Annotated in this window: 14 protein-coding genes; 7 read left to right on the forward strand and 7 right to left on the reverse strand. The window is 70.7% G+C overall.

Translation table 11 applies throughout. The features are described 5' to 3' along the window. Positions 1 to 48: 48 nt before the first annotated feature. The 5 genes from R3F55_05300 to R3F55_05320 all read right to left on the reverse strand — a co-directional run bounded on the left by R3F55_05300 (position 49) and on the right by R3F55_05320 (position 6,118). Positions 49 to 612 (reverse strand): UbiX family flavin prenyltransferase, encoded by a 564-nt coding sequence (locus R3F55_05300; protein ID MEZ5666841.1) that lies wholly within the window; start codon positions 610 to 612, stop codon positions 49 to 51. Positions 613 to 780: 168 nt separating this feature from the next. Further along, positions 781 to 1,848, reverse strand: a complete 1,068-nt coding sequence (locus R3F55_05305) for a nitrilase-related carbon-nitrogen hydrolase (GenBank protein MEZ5666842.1) — start codon at positions 1,846 to 1,848, stop codon at positions 781 to 783. 56 nt (positions 1,849 to 1,904) lie between these two features. Next, entirely contained in the window at positions 1,905 to 3,449 is a 1,545-nt protein-coding gene (locus tag R3F55_05310; protein ID MEZ5666843.1) for a gamma-glutamyltransferase, read from the reverse strand. Between the two features lie 127 nt (positions 3,450 to 3,576). Continuing rightward, positions 3,577 to 4,866, reverse strand: coding sequence for a nicotinate phosphoribosyltransferase (locus R3F55_05315; protein MEZ5666844.1), 1,290 nt, complete (start codon positions 4,864 to 4,866; stop codon positions 3,577 to 3,579). A 226-nt stretch (positions 4,867 to 5,092) separates the two neighbouring features. After that, the gene (locus tag R3F55_05320; protein MEZ5666845.1) at positions 5,093 to 6,118 is read right to left on the reverse strand and encodes a C-terminal binding protein; all 1,026 of its coding nucleotides are present in this window, start codon (positions 6,116 to 6,118) and stop codon (positions 5,093 to 5,095) included. A gap of 125 nt (positions 6,119 to 6,243) precedes the next feature. On the opposite strand from R3F55_05320, the gene R3F55_05325 reads away from it, so the two are divergent. Next, positions 6,244 to 7,266, forward strand: a complete 1,023-nt coding sequence (locus R3F55_05325; protein ID MEZ5666846.1) for an aldo/keto reductase — start codon at positions 6,244 to 6,246, stop codon at positions 7,264 to 7,266. Positions 7,267 to 7,286: 20 nt separating this feature from the next. After that, a complete protein-coding gene (locus R3F55_05330) occupies positions 7,287 to 8,189 on the forward strand; it encodes an amidohydrolase family protein (GenBank protein MEZ5666847.1) in 903 nt (300 codons plus the stop codon). An 809-nt stretch (positions 8,190 to 8,998) separates the two neighbouring features. Here R3F55_05330 and R3F55_05335 read toward each other — a convergent pair. Both R3F55_05335 and R3F55_05340 read right to left on the reverse strand, forming a co-directional pair. Beyond that, the gene (locus R3F55_05335) at positions 8,999 to 9,418 is read right to left on the reverse strand and encodes a hypothetical protein (GenBank protein ID MEZ5666848.1); all 420 of its coding nucleotides are present in this window, start codon (positions 9,416 to 9,418) and stop codon (positions 8,999 to 9,001) included. A 112-nt stretch (positions 9,419 to 9,530) separates the two neighbouring features. Continuing rightward, complete coding sequence (locus R3F55_05340; GenBank protein ID MEZ5666849.1) at positions 9,531 to 10,625, reverse strand: amidohydrolase family protein; 1,095 nt, start codon at positions 10,623 to 10,625, stop codon at positions 9,531 to 9,533. Positions 10,626 to 10,751: 126 nt separating this feature from the next. Here R3F55_05340 and R3F55_05345 point away from each other — a divergent pair, with 126 nt between their 5' ends. From R3F55_05345 to R3F55_05365, 5 genes are all read left to right on the forward strand, one after another. After that, a complete protein-coding gene (locus tag R3F55_05345; GenBank protein ID MEZ5666850.1) occupies positions 10,752 to 11,723 on the forward strand; it encodes an aldo/keto reductase in 972 nt (323 codons plus the stop codon). A gap of 175 nt (positions 11,724 to 11,898) precedes the next feature. Then, positions 11,899 to 13,494 carry a peptide ABC transporter substrate-binding protein gene (locus R3F55_05350; GenBank protein MEZ5666851.1) on the forward strand — a complete coding sequence of 532 codons (1,596 nt, stop codon included), beginning with the start codon at positions 11,899 to 11,901 and terminating at the stop codon, positions 13,492 to 13,494. A 99-nt stretch (positions 13,495 to 13,593) separates the two neighbouring features. Next, the gene (locus R3F55_05355; protein MEZ5666852.1) at positions 13,594 to 14,520 is read left to right on the forward strand and encodes an ABC transporter permease subunit; all 927 of its coding nucleotides are present in this window, start codon (positions 13,594 to 13,596) and stop codon (positions 14,518 to 14,520) included. A 12-nt stretch (positions 14,521 to 14,532) separates the two neighbouring features. Further along, complete coding sequence (locus tag R3F55_05360) at positions 14,533 to 15,669, forward strand: ABC transporter permease subunit (protein ID MEZ5666853.1); 1,137 nt, start codon at positions 14,533 to 14,535, stop codon at positions 15,667 to 15,669. Beyond that, the gene (locus R3F55_05365) at positions 15,666 to 17,531 is read left to right on the forward strand and encodes an ABC transporter ATP-binding protein (protein ID MEZ5666854.1); all 1,866 of its coding nucleotides are present in this window, start codon (positions 15,666 to 15,668) and stop codon (positions 17,529 to 17,531) included. Before R3F55_05360 ends, R3F55_05365 begins: the two co-directional genes overlap by 4 nt. The last annotated feature ends 44 nt before the right edge of the window (positions 17,532 to 17,575 follow it).

Below are 17,575 nucleotides of genomic sequence, written 5' to 3' on the forward strand. Positions count from 1 at the left end.
AGCTAATTTTCGGCGGCAAATCGGACCGCACCCATGCGCGACCCAGTGTCAGCCGTCCTTCCAGCGCCGGACCAGGCCGGCATCGATGTCGAACAGGTCGAGCGCGCGGCCGACCGCGTGGTCGACCAGCTCGGCCAGCGTCTGCGGCCGCGGATAGAAGGCCGGCATCGGCGGGGCGATCACCGCGCCGATGCGCGCCGCGCGCAGCATCAGCTCCAGGTGGCCGGCATGCAGCGGCGTCTCGCGCGGCATCAGCACCAGGCGCCGGCATTCCTTCAGGCAGACGTCGGCGGCGCGGACGATCAGGTTGTCGTCGTAGGAATTGGCGATACCGCTGAGCGTCTTCATCGAACAGGGCGCAATCAGCATGCCGTGGGCGCGGAACGAGCCGCTGGCCGGGCCGGCGCCGATGTCGCGGTAGTCGTGGACGACGTCGGCCATCGCCCGCACCGCGGCCGGGTCGACGTCGGTCTCGTCGACGATGGTGCGCAGCGCCGAGGGCGACAGGATCAGGTGGGTCTCGACGCCATCGACCGCCCGCAGCGCCTCCAGCGCGCGGATGCCGTAGATGGCGCAGGACGCCCCGGTGATGCCGACGATCAGGCGGCGCATGCCCGGATTCCCTCGGCGCGGCGGTGCTGTCGCCCGGCAATCGCAGGCGTCATCGCGCGCCGCCGGCAGGGGGCGTGGCGTTCCGGGGCCGCTGCCGCGCCGTTCTTGCGGTTGCTCCGGATTGCCACGCCGCTCCGCTGCTCGCAGTGACGACGCGAGAACACGGGGTTATTCCGGCGCATAGTCGCGCGGCGCCTTGTCGATGCCGCGGGCGCGCCGCTCCTCGACCAGGCGCTGGAACTGGGCGCGGGTCTGCTCGATCGACTCGATCGGATGTTCGAGGAAGCCGTCGTTCGGCCAGCTCACCGTCGCCTCGTATTCCTTGGCATACATCTGCGCGCGCAGGGTGACCGGATGGAACGGCTTGGCCCGGACCCGGCGCAGCGCATTCAGGTCGATCGGCCCCTTGATGGTGGCCTCGCCCGCGCCGTTGATCTTGTTCAGCACCGAGCCGTCGAAATTGTGGATCGCGCTGTCGCCGTGGCTGCCGTGCAGGCCGCGCAGCGCGCCCTCGTACATGCCGATGTTGGCCATGGCGAGGAAGCACTTGTTCTCGTAGGCGCGCGCGGTGCGCAGCGCCTCCCAGTTGCGCACGTCGCCGTGGCTCATGTTGTGCGGCTCCGAGGTCAGGTGGCACAGCACCTCGGCGCCGTTCATCATCGTGCAGCGGGCGTTCTCGGGAAAGCCGAGCTCGCCGCAGGTCAGCAGCCCGATGTTGCCGATCTCGGTCCGCGCCACCGGGAACAGCGCCTCGCGCCCGAAGCGGCGGACGAAGTCGGAATAGATGTCCGAGGGGGTCGTGTAGGGGAAGACCCAGGCATTGTTGTTGTTCTTCCAGTGCTTGATCAGGACCTTGCCGTCGGGGCCGATCAGGCAGGAGCAGTTGAAGAAGCGGCCGGGATAGGCCTCGTGCACCTCCAGCAGGTTGGCGGCGATGTAGACATTGCGCTGCTTGGCCTTCTCGCCGATCAGGTCGGTGTAGGGGCCGGGGATGGTGGTGCTGATCCGCATCCAGTCGGCCAGTTCCATCCGGTGCCAACGGGCGTTGATGGCGTATTCCGGCAGCACGATCAGCCGCACCTCGGAATTGCCGAAGGCGGTGATGTAGTCGATCATCTGGAAGATGCGCTCGAGATTGGCGCGCACGTCGACGTCGCGCTGCGCATCGTCGTCGCGCGACACTTGGCGCGAGCGCGTCTGCAGGCAGGCCACCTCGTAGTTCAGCTGCTCGGCCATCCTCGTCCCGTTCCCCCTCGTTCGGCCCGGCCCGCGGCGACCGGGGCGCGATCATGCTATGCCGGCCCGCCGCGGTCCAGGGCGGCGACGTCGGCCGAGCGGCGCCGGTCGGCAAAGGCGGCAAGCCCGTCGGCGTCGCGTCGGCACGCCTTGACCGAGCCGAAGGTCTGCCAGCCGACCGGCATCGGCCGGACGTCGGGCTCGGAATCAGCGATCGCCGCGCGCACCGCCTCCGGCATCGTCTTCTCGACGATCGGTCTGCCTTCCAGGTCGACCGACCAGCGCGGCGCGGCAAAGGCGGCGGACGGCTCCTGGCCGCAGGCCAGCAGGCGCGCCAGCAGCTGCGCCAGCACGCAGGTCTGGCCGGCCGTGCCCGGCGTGCCGATCGCCCATTCCGGCCGGCCGTCCCGCAGCACCAGCGCCGGCGTCAGCGTGTGCGCCGGCCGCCGCCCCGGCGCCAGCCGGTTGGCGCTGGCCGGGTCGAGCGCGAAGCCGCGCAGCCGGTTGTTCATCAGGATGCCGGTGCGCGGCGAGACCACGCAGGCGCCGAACGGCGCCGACACGCTCATCACCAGCGACACCGCGTTGCCGGCGGCATCGAGCACGACGACGTTGGTGGTGCCGCCCTCGGCCTCGGCCGGTTCGGGGCCGTCGGCCAGCCGCCCGGCGACGGCATCGGCCAGCACCGACCGCGCCAGCGCCTCGGCCTCGGCCGGATCGGCGACCGCGGCCGCCGCCGCGCGATCGGCGGCGCGGCGGGCGGCGAGCCCGCGCAGCGCGAAGGCCGGCCCGTCCGGGTCGACCGCCGCGATGTTGTCGCGGGAGAGCAACAGCAGCTGCAGCAGCAGGGTCAGGCCGTAGGAGTTCGGCGGCATCGTCAGCACGCTGCGGCCGTGGAACGGGGCGGCGAGCGGCGCCTGCCAGAGCGTGCGGTGGCCGGCGAGGTCGCCGGCCGACAGCGGCGCGCCGACCGCGGCCAGGTCGCCGGCCAGCGCCGCGCCGAGGTCGCCGCCATACAGCGCCGCGGCGCCGTCGCCGGCGATGCGCTCCAGGCTGGCGGCCAGGGCCGGCTGCGCCAGCCGGTCGCCTTCGGCGAGCGGGCTGCCGCCGGGCAGGAACAGGGCCGCCGCGGCCGGGTCGCCGGCCAACAGCTCGGCGCAGCGGGCGACGTTGGCGGCCAGATAGGCGCCGACGGCGAAGCCCTGGCGGGCATGGCCGATCGCCGGCGCCAGCAACCGCCCGAACGGCAGCCGGCCGAAGCGCCGGTGCGCCGCCTCCAGCCCGGCCACTAGCCCCGGAACCGTCGACACCAGCGGACCCGAACGCGGAATGCCGTCGGGAAACAACGCCGGCGCGATCGCCGCCGGCGCGGTGCCGGTGCCGTTGACGCCCGCGGTCTCGCCGCTGGCCGCGTCGTGGATCAGCAGGAAAACGTCGCCGCCCAGTGTCGCCGCGTGCGGACAGGCCACCGCCAGCACGAACGCCGCGGCGATGGCCGCATCCACCGTGCCGCCGCCTGCCGCCATCGCCTCGACCGCCGCCGCGCAGGCCAACGGATGGCCGGCCGCCACCACGGCGTGCGCGCCCCGCACCTCGACCACTTCGACCAACAGCCGCCCCTCCCCCGGGCGGCGGCATCCTGGGCCGGCCCGCGCCGGCCGGTCAACGCCCTTTCGCCCGTTCCGCGACCCAGCGGTCGACGCTGTCGGCCAGCGCGACCAGGCGATCCTACACGACGACGGGATAGCCGGCGCCGGGATCGAGCCGGCGCAGCGGCTCGGGCAGCGCGGCCAGGGTCTGCGCGGCCAGCGCGCGGCTCTCGGCCAGCGTCGGCTGCGGGCCGACGCGGCGGCCGTTGCGCATCGCCGGCCGCAGCAGCGGGCTGCCGGGGTGGGGCTCGTCGGCCAGGCCGAGCACGTCGCCGGCCATGCGTCCGTCGGCGTCGTGGCGGCGCCAGACCTGCTTGCGCCCCGGCCAGGTCGCCTTGCCGGCGGAGCGGTTGCGTCGGGGAATGCCGGCGTATTCCTGCAGCTTGTAGGCGCAGTCGAGCGCCGGGACGTCGCCGGAGGTGGTCAGGCTGGTGCCGATGCCGAAGCCGTCGATCGGCGCGCCCTTGGCGGCGAAGGCGGCGAGCGCGTCCTCGTCCAGGCCGCCGCTGGCGAAGATGGACACGTCGGGAAGGCTGCCCGCGTCGAGGATGCGGCGCACCGATACCGCCAGCGCCGCCATGTCGCCGCTGTCCAGGCGCACCCCGGCAAGGGCTGCGCCCATCGCGCGCAGCTTCGGCGCCAGTGCCACCACCGTGTGCGCCGCCGCCTCGGTGTCGTAGGTGTCGATCAGCAGGATCAGGCGGTCGGGCCGGGAGCGGGCGAAGGCCTCGAACGCCGCCGCCTCGCTGTCGTGCACCTGCACGAAGGCGTGCGCCATGGTGCCGAATGCCGGCACCCCGAAGGCGCGCTCGGCCTGCAGCGTGGCGCTGCCGGCGAAGCCGGCGAGCCAGCTTGCGCGCGCCGCCAGCAGCCCGGCTTCCGCGCCGTGCGCCCGGCGCAGGCCGAAATCGACCAGCAGCTTGCCCGGCGCGGCCAGCACCATCCGCGCCGCCTTCGAGGCGATCAGGGTCTGAAAATGCAGGAGGTTGATCAGCCGGGTCTCGACCAGCTGCGCCTGCGGCAACGGGGCGGTGACCCGCAGGATCGGCTCGTCGGCGAATATGGCCGTGCCCTCCGGCACGGCATCGACGTCGCCGGTGAAGCGCATGTCGGCCAGCCAGTCGAGCAGGTCGGGACGGAACCGGCCGCCGCCGCGCAGCCAGGCGATGCTGTCGGCATCGAAGCGCAGCGTCTCCAGATAGGCGAGCGCCTGCTCCAGGCCGGCGGCGATCAGGAAGCCGCGCCGCGCCGGCAGCCTGCGCACGAAGAACTCGAACACGGCGGTCTCGGTGCGGCCGTGGTCGAGATAGGCCTGCAGCATGTTGAGCTGGTAGAGGTCGGTCAGCAGCGGACTGCCGGACGGTTCCATCGGCTGCGATCCCGCGCGGTGGTTGCCCCGCCGCCAGACTCGCCCGGCGGACGTGCGCGGCCCTTGACGCCGGTCAAGCCGGTTGTCGGCCTCCACGCCTTGACGCGCGCCATCGAGGCTGAGAGTTCTGCCGGGCCGGACCACCTTCCATGAGCAAGATGAAGCAGAATGCGGCGGTCACAACCACACCGGCATCTCCAGGAAGAAGACGTGCATCATGCGGGCGTCAGCTCCGCAGCCACTGGGCGTTGACGCAGTTCCGCAGGATGCCCTGGCGCAGGTAAAGCATCGCGGTCTCCACCGCCAGCCGGCGGGCGTCGTGCGCGCTTTCGGGGCTGCCCCAGGCGGCGTGCGGGGTCAGGATCAGCCGATGGGCCAGGTCGGTGCCCTGGAACGCGCGCATCGCCTCGCCGATCGCCTCCTCGCGCGCCGGCGGCTCCACCGGCAGCACGTCGATGCCGGCCGCGGCGATGGTGCCGTCGCGCAGCGCGGCGATCAGCGCCGGGATGTCGACGATGGCGCCGCGCGCGGTGTTGACCAGGATCGCGTCGCGCTTCATCCGGCCGAGTGCCGCGGCATCGATCATGTTGCGGGTCTCCGCCGTCAGCGGGCAGTGGATGCTGACCACGTCGCTCTGCTGCAGCAGCGCCTCCAGGCTTTCGGTGCGCTCGACGCCGAGCGCGATCTCGGTGCCGCGCGAGACGTAGGGGTCGTAGGCGACGATGCGCATGCCCATGCCGCGGGCGCGCAGCGCGGCGGCGGTACCGATGCGGCCGAGCCCGATCACGCCGAAGGTGCGGCCGCGGATGCGCCGGACCAGCGGCGCCACGGTGCAGTCGAAGCCGGCGTGCACGTCATGGACCAGCGCGTTGTGATAGCTGACGATGCCGCGGGTGAAGGCCAGCATCAGCGCGATGGCGTGGTCGGCCACCTCCGACGTGCCGTAGTCCGGCGTGTTGGCGACCGGGATGCCCGCCCTGCCCGCTTCCTCCAGGTCGATGTGGTCGAAGCCGACCCCGGCGCGCACGATGATGCGGCAGGCCTTCAGCCGGCGGATGAAGTCGTGGTCGATCGGCATCTCGTGCCAGACCACGACCGCGTCGGCGGTGGCGATGGCGTCCTGGTCCAGCCGCTCCGGCCGGCGCTCGCGCTGGATGGTCCAGCGCACGCCCGGGCCGGCGGTCTCGCGCTCGACCACGGCATCGTCGGCGTACTGGGCGTCCGGCGTCAGCAGGTGCAGGGTCTGCGGCATTTGTCCTCCCGGCGGTTGCGCGGGCGCGTTAGCTGTTGAATCGTTTCGCGCGCCGGCCTTTGCTCTAGCCCGCGGCGCCAGCACAGACAATGCCGCAACGGCAAACGGATGGGGAGGCATGCCGCATGGACCCGATGGAGACCCGCCAGCTCGGCAAGACGTCCGCGCGCCTGCCGGTGTTCGGCTTCGGCGGGGCGCCGCTGGGCGAGCTGTTCACCAAGGTCAGCGACGAGGACGGCCAGGCCACGCTGGCCGCGGCCTGGGACGCCGGCGTCCGCTATTTCGACACCGCGCCGTGGTATGGCCGCGGCCAGAGCGAACATCGCATGGGCCGCTTCCTCTACCGGAAGCCGCGCACCGAGTTCGTGCTGTCGACCAAGGTCGGCCGCGTGCTGACCGCGCCGCGCGACCCGGCGGCGTTCGACACCGGCTTCTGGGCCGGCGGGCTGCACTTCGACATCCGCTTCGACTACGGCTACGACGGCATCATGCGGTCGTTCGAGGACAGCCTGCAGCGGCTGGGCATGAACCGCATCGACCTGCTGCTGATCCACGACCTCGACTGGTGGCACCACCGCACCGACGCGGCGGTGGACGCCCACCTCGCCCGGCTGGCGACCAGCGGCTGGCGCGCGCTCGACGAACTGAAGTCGGCCGGCCTGATCAAGGGCATCGGCGCCGGCATCAACGAGAACGGCATGATGAGCCGCTTCCTCGACATCGTCGACATCGACTTCTTCCTGGTCGCGCTGCGCTACACGCTGATGGAGCAGGACACGCTGGAGCGCGAGCTGCCGGCCTGCGAGGAGCGCAATGTCGGCATCGTCGTCGGCGGTGTGTTCTCGTCCGGCATCCTCGCCACCGGCGCGGTGCCCGGCGCCAAGTACAACTACGCCGACGCCGACGCGGCCGCGCTGGACAAGGTGCGGCGGATCGAGGCGATCTGCGCCCGCCACGGCGTGCCGCTGATCGCCGCCGCGCTGCAGTTCCCGCTGCACCACCCGGCGGTAGCCAGCGTGATTCCCGGCGCCGTCGCGCCCGGCCAGGTGCTGTCGAACCTGAAGCTGATGCGCCAAGACATCCCGCCCGACCTGTGGGCGGAGCTGAAGCACGAGAAGCTGCTGCGCGTCGACGCGCCGACCCCGTGAGGCCCGCCATGCCGCTCGACCTGCCGATCATCGACGCCCACCACCATCTATGGGACCTGGAGACCAACCGCTATCCCTGGCTGCAGCAGCCGGCGCCGGCGCCGGATGACGTGTTCACCGGCGACATCCGGCCGATCCGCAACAGCTATCTGCTCGCGGACTTCAAGGCGGACATCGGCGACCTGCCGGTGGTCAAGTCGGTGCACCTGCAGGCCGACCACGACGACGCCGACCCGGTCAACGAGACGCGGTGGCTGCAGGCGGTGGCCGACGCGCCCGGCTCCGGCGGCTTCCCGCACGCCATCGTCGCCTATGCCGACCTGGCCGACCCGCAGGTCGACGCGGTGCTGGCCGCCCATGCCGGCTTCGCCAACACCCGCGGCATCCGCCAGATCCTCAACACCCACCCGCAGGCCAAGTACAGCCATGCCGCCCGCGAATACATGGACGACCCGCAGTGGGAACGCGGCTATGCGCGGCTGGCCGCCCACGGCCTGTCGTTCGACCTGCAGCTCTACCCGCACCAGATGGCGCGGGCGGCGGCGATCCTGGTGCGCCATCCCGACGTGCCTGCGATCGTCAACCACACCGGCACGCCGATCGAGCGCAGCGAGGCCGGCCGCGCCGCCTGGCGGCAGGAACTCGGCCGGCTGGCCGCGCTGCCGCACGTCGCGATCAAGATCTCCGGGCTCGGCATGCACGACCATCGCTGGACCGAGGCGTCGATCCGCCCGTTCGTGCTGGAGACCATCGAGATGTTCGGCGTCGCCCGCTGCCTGTTCGCCAGCAACTTCCCGGTCGACAAGCTCTACAGCGGCTATGCGGCGATCTGGCAGGCCTTCGACGCGATCACCGCCGGCTTCTCCGCCGACGAGCGCCGCGCCCTGTTCCACGACAACGCCGCCCGGCTGTATCGGATCTGACACTCATAGCCCGGATGAAGCGAAGCGAAATCCGGGATCAGGCCGTGCCGCCACGCCGTTCCCGGATTGCGCTGCGCTCCATCCGGGCTACGAAGTCACAGCACATGTGTAGCCCGGATGAAGCGGGCGCAGTCCGGGTCGAGCACCCCCGGCAACGGCGTTTTCCGGTTGGCCCTCTGCACCGTTCCGCCTACCGGTCCGGCTTCGGTTCGCCGAATGCGAGGCCGCCGTCGTCCGGGTCGCCGCCCCAATCCCCGGCAACACGCCCTCGCGCACGCGATGAAAGGACGAGTGCGCCAATCCGCGACGCGAGCGACCAAGCCAGCTTCACCGGATTGAAATGCACATAGTCGACGTGTCGTTCGTAGTCGGCTTCGTCGCGTATCGTGTGCTCCCAGGATCGCGGTTGCCACGGCGACGCGGAACGCCCCTCGCCGCTCGCGAGACCGTGCGTGAATAGCGCTGATCTTGCGCCACCGGCCGGAATAGTCGGCGTCGCCAGGCGGCAGCGTCAGGACCGCGTGCAGATGATCCGGAAGGACCGCTATGGCCTCGGTAGCGAACGGCCTTTCCCACGCGCAGCGCTCAAGCGCGTCGCAGAGTACGGCCACATTGTCGACCAAGGCGGTCGACTGCCGGTCGCGCTGGGTCAGCGTGAAGAAATAGGTCCGCCGGAACCCGATTGCGGCGGTAGCGCACCATGGTTGTAACGAGCCATGACCAAAACCCGCATCGATTGTAGCCCGGATGGAGCGGAGCGCAATCCGGGATAGGGCCGCGCGGACGGAAATGCTGTCCCCCGGATTTCGCTACGCCCCATGCGGGCTACGAGGCTGCTTGTCGCGCATCGCCCGCGCGGCCATGCCGGTCAGGGTGGCGGCCATGTCGCGCTTGAACGCCTGCAGGCGCATGAGCGCCAGCGTCGTCAGCGTCAGCAGCGGCAACAGGATCAGGAACCTGGTCCCGATCGAGAAGTCGAACACGAACATCGACAGGAACACGGCGATCGCGAACGGCAGCGCCACCCAGTTCAGTCGGTCGTAGCCGGGCCTGAACGCCGCATAGCCGGTGCGAAACGCGTTGCCGATCTCCGCCTCGGACAAATGGCGCCGGCTGGCGTCGGGAACCTTGCTCATGATTCTGGCCAGCAGACGCCGCTCGCCGGCGGAGAGGTCCACCGGCCGCAGCCTCGGGGAAGACGCCGCATCAATCGTCATCGAGACCTCCACGAAAGCACACGGCGCATAGGTCGCCGGCGCGCGTCGGCCGGTTCAAGCCGGTGGCGAGAGCACGCCGCCGGCGGCAATGTCGTTCCCCGGATTGCGCCGCGCTCCATCCGGACTACGCGGGAATCGCTTTGCCGGCGACGATCACTTCGGTCACCTCAAGGGCGGCGTCGAGGGCGACGATGTCGGCGTGGGTGCCGGGGGCGAGGCGGCCGCGGTCGGGCTCGCCGAGCCAGGCGGCCGGGATCGCGGCGAGGCGCGCCGCCGCCTCGGCCAGCGGCAGGCCGATCGCCACCAGGTTGGCGAGCGCGCGGTCCATGGTCAGGGTCGAGCCGGCCAGCGTGCCGTCCGCCAGCCGCATCGCGCCGTTCTTCTTGATCACGGTGTGGCGGCCGAGCCGGTATTCGCCGTCGGCCATGCCGGCGCCGGCGGTGGAATCGGTCACGCCGTAGAGGTTGGGAATGGCCCGGCGCGCGGCCAGGATCGCGCCCTCGTCGACGTGGATCAGGTCGGGGATGATCTCGGCATAGTCGGCATGCGCCAACGCGGCGCCGACCGGCCCGCAGCCGCGGTGCGAGAAGGCGCCGGTGGCGTTGTAGAGGTGGGTGAAGCCCCAGCCGTCCTGCAGGCGGGCGCGGGCGCAGGCATAGTCGCACAGGCTGTGGCCGATCTGCAGGCGGGCGCCGGCGGCGCGCACCGCCTCCGCCAGCCGGCCGTCGGGGTCGCACTCCGGCGCGACGGTGACGACGCGGACCGGCGCCGCCGCCGCAAGCCGGGCGAACACCGCCGCATCGGCCGGCAGCGCGAAAGGCGGCTGCGCGCCGAGACGCCCCGGGTTGATGAACGGGCCCTCCAGGTGCAGGCCGAGGACGCGGGCCTCGCCCGGCATCGGCGCGTCCATCACCGCCGCGGCCGCACGGGTGGCGGCGACGGTCTCGTCGAGCGGCGCGGTGATTGTGGTGACCAGCAGCGCGGTGGTGCCGTGGCGGGCGTGCAGCCGCGCCGCACGGCGGATGGCATCCTCGCCGTCCATCATGTCGGCGCCGCCGCCGCCGTGGACGTGCAGATCGATGAAGCCGGGAACCAGATAGGGCGGCGTCGGTCGCTCGGTGCGCGTTCCCTCGACCGCGGTCACCCGCTCGGCGAAGGCGATGCGCCCGGCGACCCAGCCGTCTGGGGTGAGGATGCTGCCGCTGCGGGTCGTGGTCACGATGGCCTTTGCGTGCTATTGCGCCCCGGAAGCCGCAACAAGGGCTCGTCCGCGTCGCCGTCGGTCCGACGGCAGCGTCCCGTTTAGCACCCGGCGAGTCCCGAGGGAAAGGGAGGCGACAGCACGATGGATTACAAATGGCTCGGGCGCAGCGGGGTTCAGGTCTCCAGCCTGTGCTTCGGCACCATGTCGTTCGGCGGCGATGCCGACGAGGCGGAATCGGCCAGGATGTACAAGGCCTGCCGCGACATGGGCATCAACTTCTTCGACACCGCCGACCAGTATGGCGGCGGCCGCTCGGAGGAGATACTCGGCCGGCTGATGCAACACGAGCGCGACCAGCTGGTGGTCACCTCGAAATGCTTCAACCCGACCGGAAAGGACGTCAACGATCGCGGCTCCAGCCGGCGCCACATCGTGCGCGCGGTCGAGGCCAGCCTGAAGCGGCTGGGCACAGACCGGCTCGACGTGCTGTTCATGCACCGCTGGGACAAGGCGACCCCGCTGGAGGAGACGCTGCGCGCGCTGGAGGACCTGGCCCGCGCCGGCAAGGTGCTGTACCTCGGCGCCTCCAACTTCGCCGCCTGGCAGGTCGCCAAGGGCCTCGGCATCTCCGAGCGCCGCGGCTGGGCGCGGTTCGAGGTGATCCAGCCGATGTACAACCTGGTCAAGCGCCAGGTGGAGAGCGAGATCCTGCCGATGGCGCGGTCGGAGGGGCTGGGCGTCATCACCTACAGCCCGGTCGGCGGCGGCCTGCTCAGCGGCAAGTACGGCAAGGACAAGCGGCCGGACAGCGCGCGGATCGTCACCAACAAGGAATATGCCGTCCGCTATGGCGAGGACTGGGTCTACGACGTGGCGGAGGCGTTCACCGAGTTCGCCAAGGCCGGCGGCTGGCACCCGGTCAGCCTGTCGGTGGCCTGGGTGGCGGCGCACCCGGACGTGACCTGCCCGATCATCGGTGCGCGCAGCCTGGAGCAGCTGCAGCCGTCGCTGGATTCGCTGAAGATCGCGATGGACGCCGACCTGCGCGACCGCATCTCGGCGCTGTCGCGCGAGCCGGCGCTGGCCACCGACCGCCGCGGCGAGGCGCAGTAGCGCGCCTCACGCATTCGTGGCCGGGTCCTTCCCCCCGCAGCGGGCGGACCCGGCCGGATTTCGCTTGGCGGTCTTCCCGGGCGGTGCCTAACATCGGGCCAGCCGGCGCCCCGCCGGCGGGGCGCCCCCGCAACCGAATGACGCCGAACGGCGCATAGATGGGAGACCCGCCATGATGACCAGCCGTTCCCGCTGGGCCGCTGCCGCATTCGCCACCCTGCTCGCGTCCACCTCGCTCAGCTTCGCCCAGGCCGAGATGGTCTACCATCGCGGCAACACCGGCGAGCCGGAGACGCTGGACCAGCACCTGACGTCGACGGTGTACGAGGCGCACATCCTGCGCGACCTCTACGAGGGGCTGATGGCGCATTCGGCCAAGGCCGAGGTCATTCCGGGCGCGGCCGAAAGCTATGAGCTGAGCGCCGACGGGCTGGTCTACACCTTCCACCTGCGGCCCGACGGCAAGTGGTCGAACGGCGACCCGCTGGTCGCCGACGACTTCGTCTTCTCCTACCGGCGCATCCTGAACCCGGAGACCGGCGCCGAGTACGCCAACATCCTCTATCCGATCAAGAACGCCGAGGCGATCAACACCGGCGCGATCACCGACTTCGAGCAGCTCGGCGTGCGCGCGGTCGACCCGCTGACGGTGGAGATCACGCTGGAGGCGCCGACCCCCTATTTCCTCGAGCTGCTGACCCACCAGACCAGCCTGCCGGTGCACCCGGCCTCGGTCGCGCAGTACGGCGCCGAGTTCGTGCGGCCCGGCAACATGGTCAGCAACGGCGCCTACATGCTGGAGGAAGCCGCGGTCAACGACCACATCAAGCTGGTCCGCAACCCCAACTTCCACGATGCCGCCAACGTGGCGATCGACACGGTCTACTACTACCCGACCGAGGACCGGTCGTCGGCGCTGCGCCGATTCCAGGCCGGCGAGCTCGATTCAAACAACGACGTGCCGTTCGAGCAGATCCCCTGGATGCAGGAGAACATGCCGGACGAGTTCCATTCGGCACCCTATCTCGGCACCTACTACTACGCCGTCGACATGCGCCAGCCGCCGTTCGACGACATCCGCGTGCGGCGCGCGCTGTCGCTGGCCGTCGACCGCGAGTTCCTCGGCGCCGAGATCATGGGCGGCACCTTCCTGCCGGCCTACAGCTTCGTCCCGCCGGGCATCAACAACTACACCGAGCCGGCGACCGCCGACTTCATCGACATGTCGATGCTGGACCGCGAGGACGAGGCGGTGGCGCTGCTGGCCGAGGTCGGCTACGGCCCCGACCACCCGCTCGACCTCGAGATCCGCTACAACACGTCGGAGAACCACCAGAAGATCGCGGTGGCCATCGCGGACATGTGGAAACCGCTGGGCGTCAACGTCAGCCTGTTCAACTCCGACGTCGCCACGCACTACGCCTATATCCGCGACGGCGGCGCGTTCAACGTGGCCCGCGCGGCCTGGATCGCCGACTACAGCGACCCGCAGAACTTCCTGTTCATGGTCGAGAGCGACAACGACGGCTTCAACTACGCCCACTACGACAACCCCGACTACGACGCGCTGATGGACCAGGCCGCGGCGACGACGGACCTGAAGGCGCGCGCCGACATCCTCCACCAGGCGGAGGCGATCTTCATGCGCGACCTGCCGTTCATCCCGTTGATGCACTACGCCTCGTCCAACCTGGTCTCGACCCGGCTGCACGGCTGGGAGGACAACGTGCAGGACGTGCACCCGACCCGCTTCCTGAGCCTCGACCAGTAGGCCCGGCCGCGGTGCGCCGGCCCATCCGGGCCGGCGCACCGGCCTCGCCATGACGGGAAGGCCGATGCCAGGGCCGCGCGACGGCCGGTGCGGGGCACGATGTTCGCCTATCTGATCCGCCGCCTGCTGACCGCGATCCCGACGGTGTTCGTGATCGTCACGGTCGCCTTCTTCCTGATCCGGGTCGCCCCCGGCGGGCCGTTCGACCTGGAGCGCCCGCTGCAGGCGCAGGTGATGGCCAACCTGGAGCGGATGTTCCACCTGAACGAGCCGCTGCTGGCCCAATACTGGTACTACCTGCAGAACGTCGCCGTCGGCGACTTCGGCCCCAGCTTCATCTACCGCGACTTCTCCGTCGCCGAACTGATCCTCGACGGGCTGCCGGTGTCGGTCCAGCTCGGCGGCTTCGCGCCGCTGCTGGCGCTGGCCGTCGGCATCCCCGCCGGCACGGTGGCGGCGCTGAACTGCGTGAACCGGGCCACCGACTATGCGGTGATGGGCGTGGCCATGCTGGGCGTGACCATTCCGAACTTCGTGCTGGCGCCGGTGCTGTCGCTGGTGATCGGCGTCTATCTCGGCTGGCTGCCGGCCGGCGGCTGGGGCGACGGCGCCATCGCCAACAAGGTGCTGCCGATCGTGACGCTGGCGATGCTGCAGATCGCGATCATCGCCCGGCTGACCCGCGGCAGCATGCTGGAGGCGTTGCGCTCCAACCACGTCCGCACCGCGCGCGCCTACGGGCTGCGCCGGACGACCGTCGTCGTCGTGCATGCGCTGCGCGGCGCGCTGCTGCCGGTCGTCTCCTATCTCGGCCCGGCCGCCGCGGCGCTGCTGACCGGCTCGGTGGTGATCGAGGTGATCTTCGAGGTCCCCGGCGTCGGCCGCTATTTCGTGCAGGGCGCGCTGAACCGCGACTACACGCTGGTGATGGGCACGGTGGTGCTGATCGCCATCTTCATCATCGTGTTCAACCTGCTGGTCGACCTGGCCTACAGCCTGATCGACCCGCGCGTGCGCTATGACTGAGGCGGGGCGGCGATGACCACGCTGGACGCCGAGCCCGGCGTGGCACTGGCGGAGGCGCCGGCCGGGCGCAGCCTGTGGGCCGATGCCTGGGGCCGGCTGCGCGCCAACCGCGCGGCGATGACCAGCTTCGTCGTGCTCGGCCTGATCGCGCTGGCCTGCATCTTCGGGCCGATGCTGTCGCCGCACGCCTATGACCAAGTCTACCAGGAATACGTCAAGATCCCGCCCAGCCTCACCCCCTATCCGCGCGAGCAGGACCTGCTGGAGGAGTTGGACCGCACCCTGCGCCGCACCGGCGTCAGCGTGGCGGAGAGCCGGATCGAGGACCGGACCCTGGTGGTCGAACTGACCAGCGAAGCGCCGATCGACCCGCGCATCAGCCGCTATCTGGAGCGCTCGGACTCCTTTGCCAGCGCCGTCATCGACATCCCGGCCGAGGGCGCCACCACCGCCACCGCCACCGTGCAGATCAACCGCCAGCTGTTCCTGTTCGGCACCGAGAGCAACGGCCGCGACCTGATGACCCGCGTCTTCGTCGGCGGACGCATCTCGCTGATGATCGGCCTGCTCGCCACCGGCGTCAGCCTGCTGATCGGCGTCGCCTACGGCGCCATCGCCGGCTATCTGGGCGGGGCGGTCGACAACGCGATGATGCGGCTGGTCGACATCCTCTATTCGCTGCCGTTCATGTTCTTCGTCATCCTGCTGATGGTGTTCTTCGGCCGCAACGTCGTGCTGGTGTTCATCGCCATCGGCGCGATCGAGTGGCTGGACATGGCCCGGATCGTCCGCGGCCAGACCCTGAGCCTGAAGCGGCAGGAATATGTGCAGGCCGCCCACGCCATGGGAGTCGGCGCGCGCGGCATCCTGCGTCGCCACGTCATTCCCAACGCGCTGGGGCCGGTGGTGATCTACATGACGCTGATGGTGCCGAAGGTGATCCTGCTGGAAAGCTTCCTCAGCTTCCCCGGCCTCGGCGTGCAGGAGCCGCTGACCAGCTGGGGCACGCTGATCGCCGACGGCGCCAAGAACCTGCAGCAGGCGCTGTGGATGCTGGTGTTCCCGGCCGTGTTCCTGGTCGCCACCCTGATGTGCCTGAACTTCATCGGCGACGGCCTGCGCGACGCGCTGGACCCGAAGGACCGATGAGCGGCCCGCTGCTCGACATCCGCGGGCTGGACGTGCGCTTCGCCATGCCGCAGGGCGAGGTGCACGCGGTGCGCGGCGTCGACATGGCGGTCGGAGCGGGCGAGACCGTGGCGGTGGTCGGCGAATCCGGCTCCGGCAAGAGCCAGACCATGATGGCGGTGATGGGCCTGCTGGCGCAGAACGGCCGCGCCCGCGGTTCCGCCCTGTTCAAGGGCCGCGACCTGCTGGCGCTGCGCGGCGCGCAGCTCAACCGCATCCGCGGCGACCGCATCACCATGATCTTCCAGGAGCCGATGACCTCGCTGTCGCCGCTGCATACCGTCGGCAACCAGATCGGCGAGGCGGTGACCCTGCACTGCGGCGTCAATGGCCGCGCGGCGGAGGCGATGGTGATGGAGATGCTGGCCAAGGTCGGCTTCCCCGATCCGCGGCGCGCCCTGAAGACCTATCCGTTCGAGTTGTCCGGCGGGCTGCGCCAGCGCGCGATGATCGCGATGGCACTGGTCTGCCGGCCGGCCCTGCTGATCGCCGACGAGCCGACCACCGCGCTCGACGTCACCATCCAAGCCCAGATCCTCAAGCTGGTGAAGGATCTGCAGGCCGAGCTGGGCATGGCAGTGCTGATGATCACCCACGACCTCGGCGTCGTCGCCAACGTCGCCGACGAGGTGGCGGTGATGTACCGTGGCAAGATCGTCGAATCCGGCCCGCTGCAGCCGATCTTCAACGACCCGCAGCACCCCTATCTGAAGGCGCTGATGCACGCGGTGCCGCGGTTCGACATGCAGCCGGGCGAGCGGCTGACCCCGCTGCGCGAGATCAAGCCCAGCACCGGCCATCTGCTGGCGCCGACGGGCGAAGGTGCGCGGGCCGCGGCCGAGGCCGGCGCGCCGCTGCTCGAGGTCGCACACCTGTCGAAGACCTTCACCATCCGCAAGGCCGGTTTCGCATCCGCCGACAAGGTCTCGGTCAAGGCGGTCGACGACGTCAGCTTCGTGCTGCGCGCGCGCGAATGCCTGGGCCTGGTCGGCGAGAGCGGCTGCGGCAAGACCACCCTCAGCAAGATGATCATGCGGGCGCTGCATGCCGATTCCGGCAGCGTCACCTTCCACGATGGCGCCGGCGAGACCGCCCGCCCGGTCGACGTGCTGGCGCTGGGCGGCGACGCGCTGACCGATTTCCGCCGGCGCATCCAGTTCGTGTTCCAGGACCCGTTCAGCGCGCTGAACCCACGCATGACCGTGCTCGACATCGTCACCGAGCCGCTGGCCATCCACCGCATCGGCGATACGGCGTTCCGGCACGAGATGGCGCGCGAACTGATGGAGCTGGTCGGGCTCGATCCGCGCTGGCTCGGCCGCTATCCGCACAGCTTCTCCGGCGGCCAGCGCCAGCGCATCGGCATCGCCCGGGCCCTGGCGCTGAAACCGGACATCCTGATCTGCGACGAGCCGGTCTCGGCGCTCGACGTGTCGATCCAGGCCCAGATCCTCAACCTGCTGAAGGACCTGCAGGAGCGGCTGGGGCTGACCTACCTGTTCGTGTCGCACAACCTGGCCGTCGTCGACTATGTCGCCGACCGGATCGCGGTGATGTGCGCCGGCCGGCTGGTCGAGCTGGCGCCGGCGCGCGCATTGTTCCGCAGCCCGGTGCATCCCTACACCAAGGCGCTGCTGGCCGCGGTGCCGGAGCCGGACCCGGACAGCCGGCTCGATCTGGGCGCGCTGATGGACGGGCGGGCGTCGAATCCGGCCGACTGGCCTGAGCCGTTTCGGTTGACCGCCGGGACCAAGGCTGCCCTGATACCGGTGGGCGACGGACATTTCGTAAGGGCGGATGCGCAGGCGCGGCTGGCGGCCTGAGCGGCTGGTTGCGAGCCGAAGGCAAAAAGAAAACGTGGAGGCGG

The organism is Alphaproteobacteria bacterium (assembly GCA_041396705.1).
In the GTDB taxonomy this organism is placed as follows: Bacteria; Pseudomonadota; Alphaproteobacteria; order CALKHQ01; family CALKHQ01; genus CALKHQ01.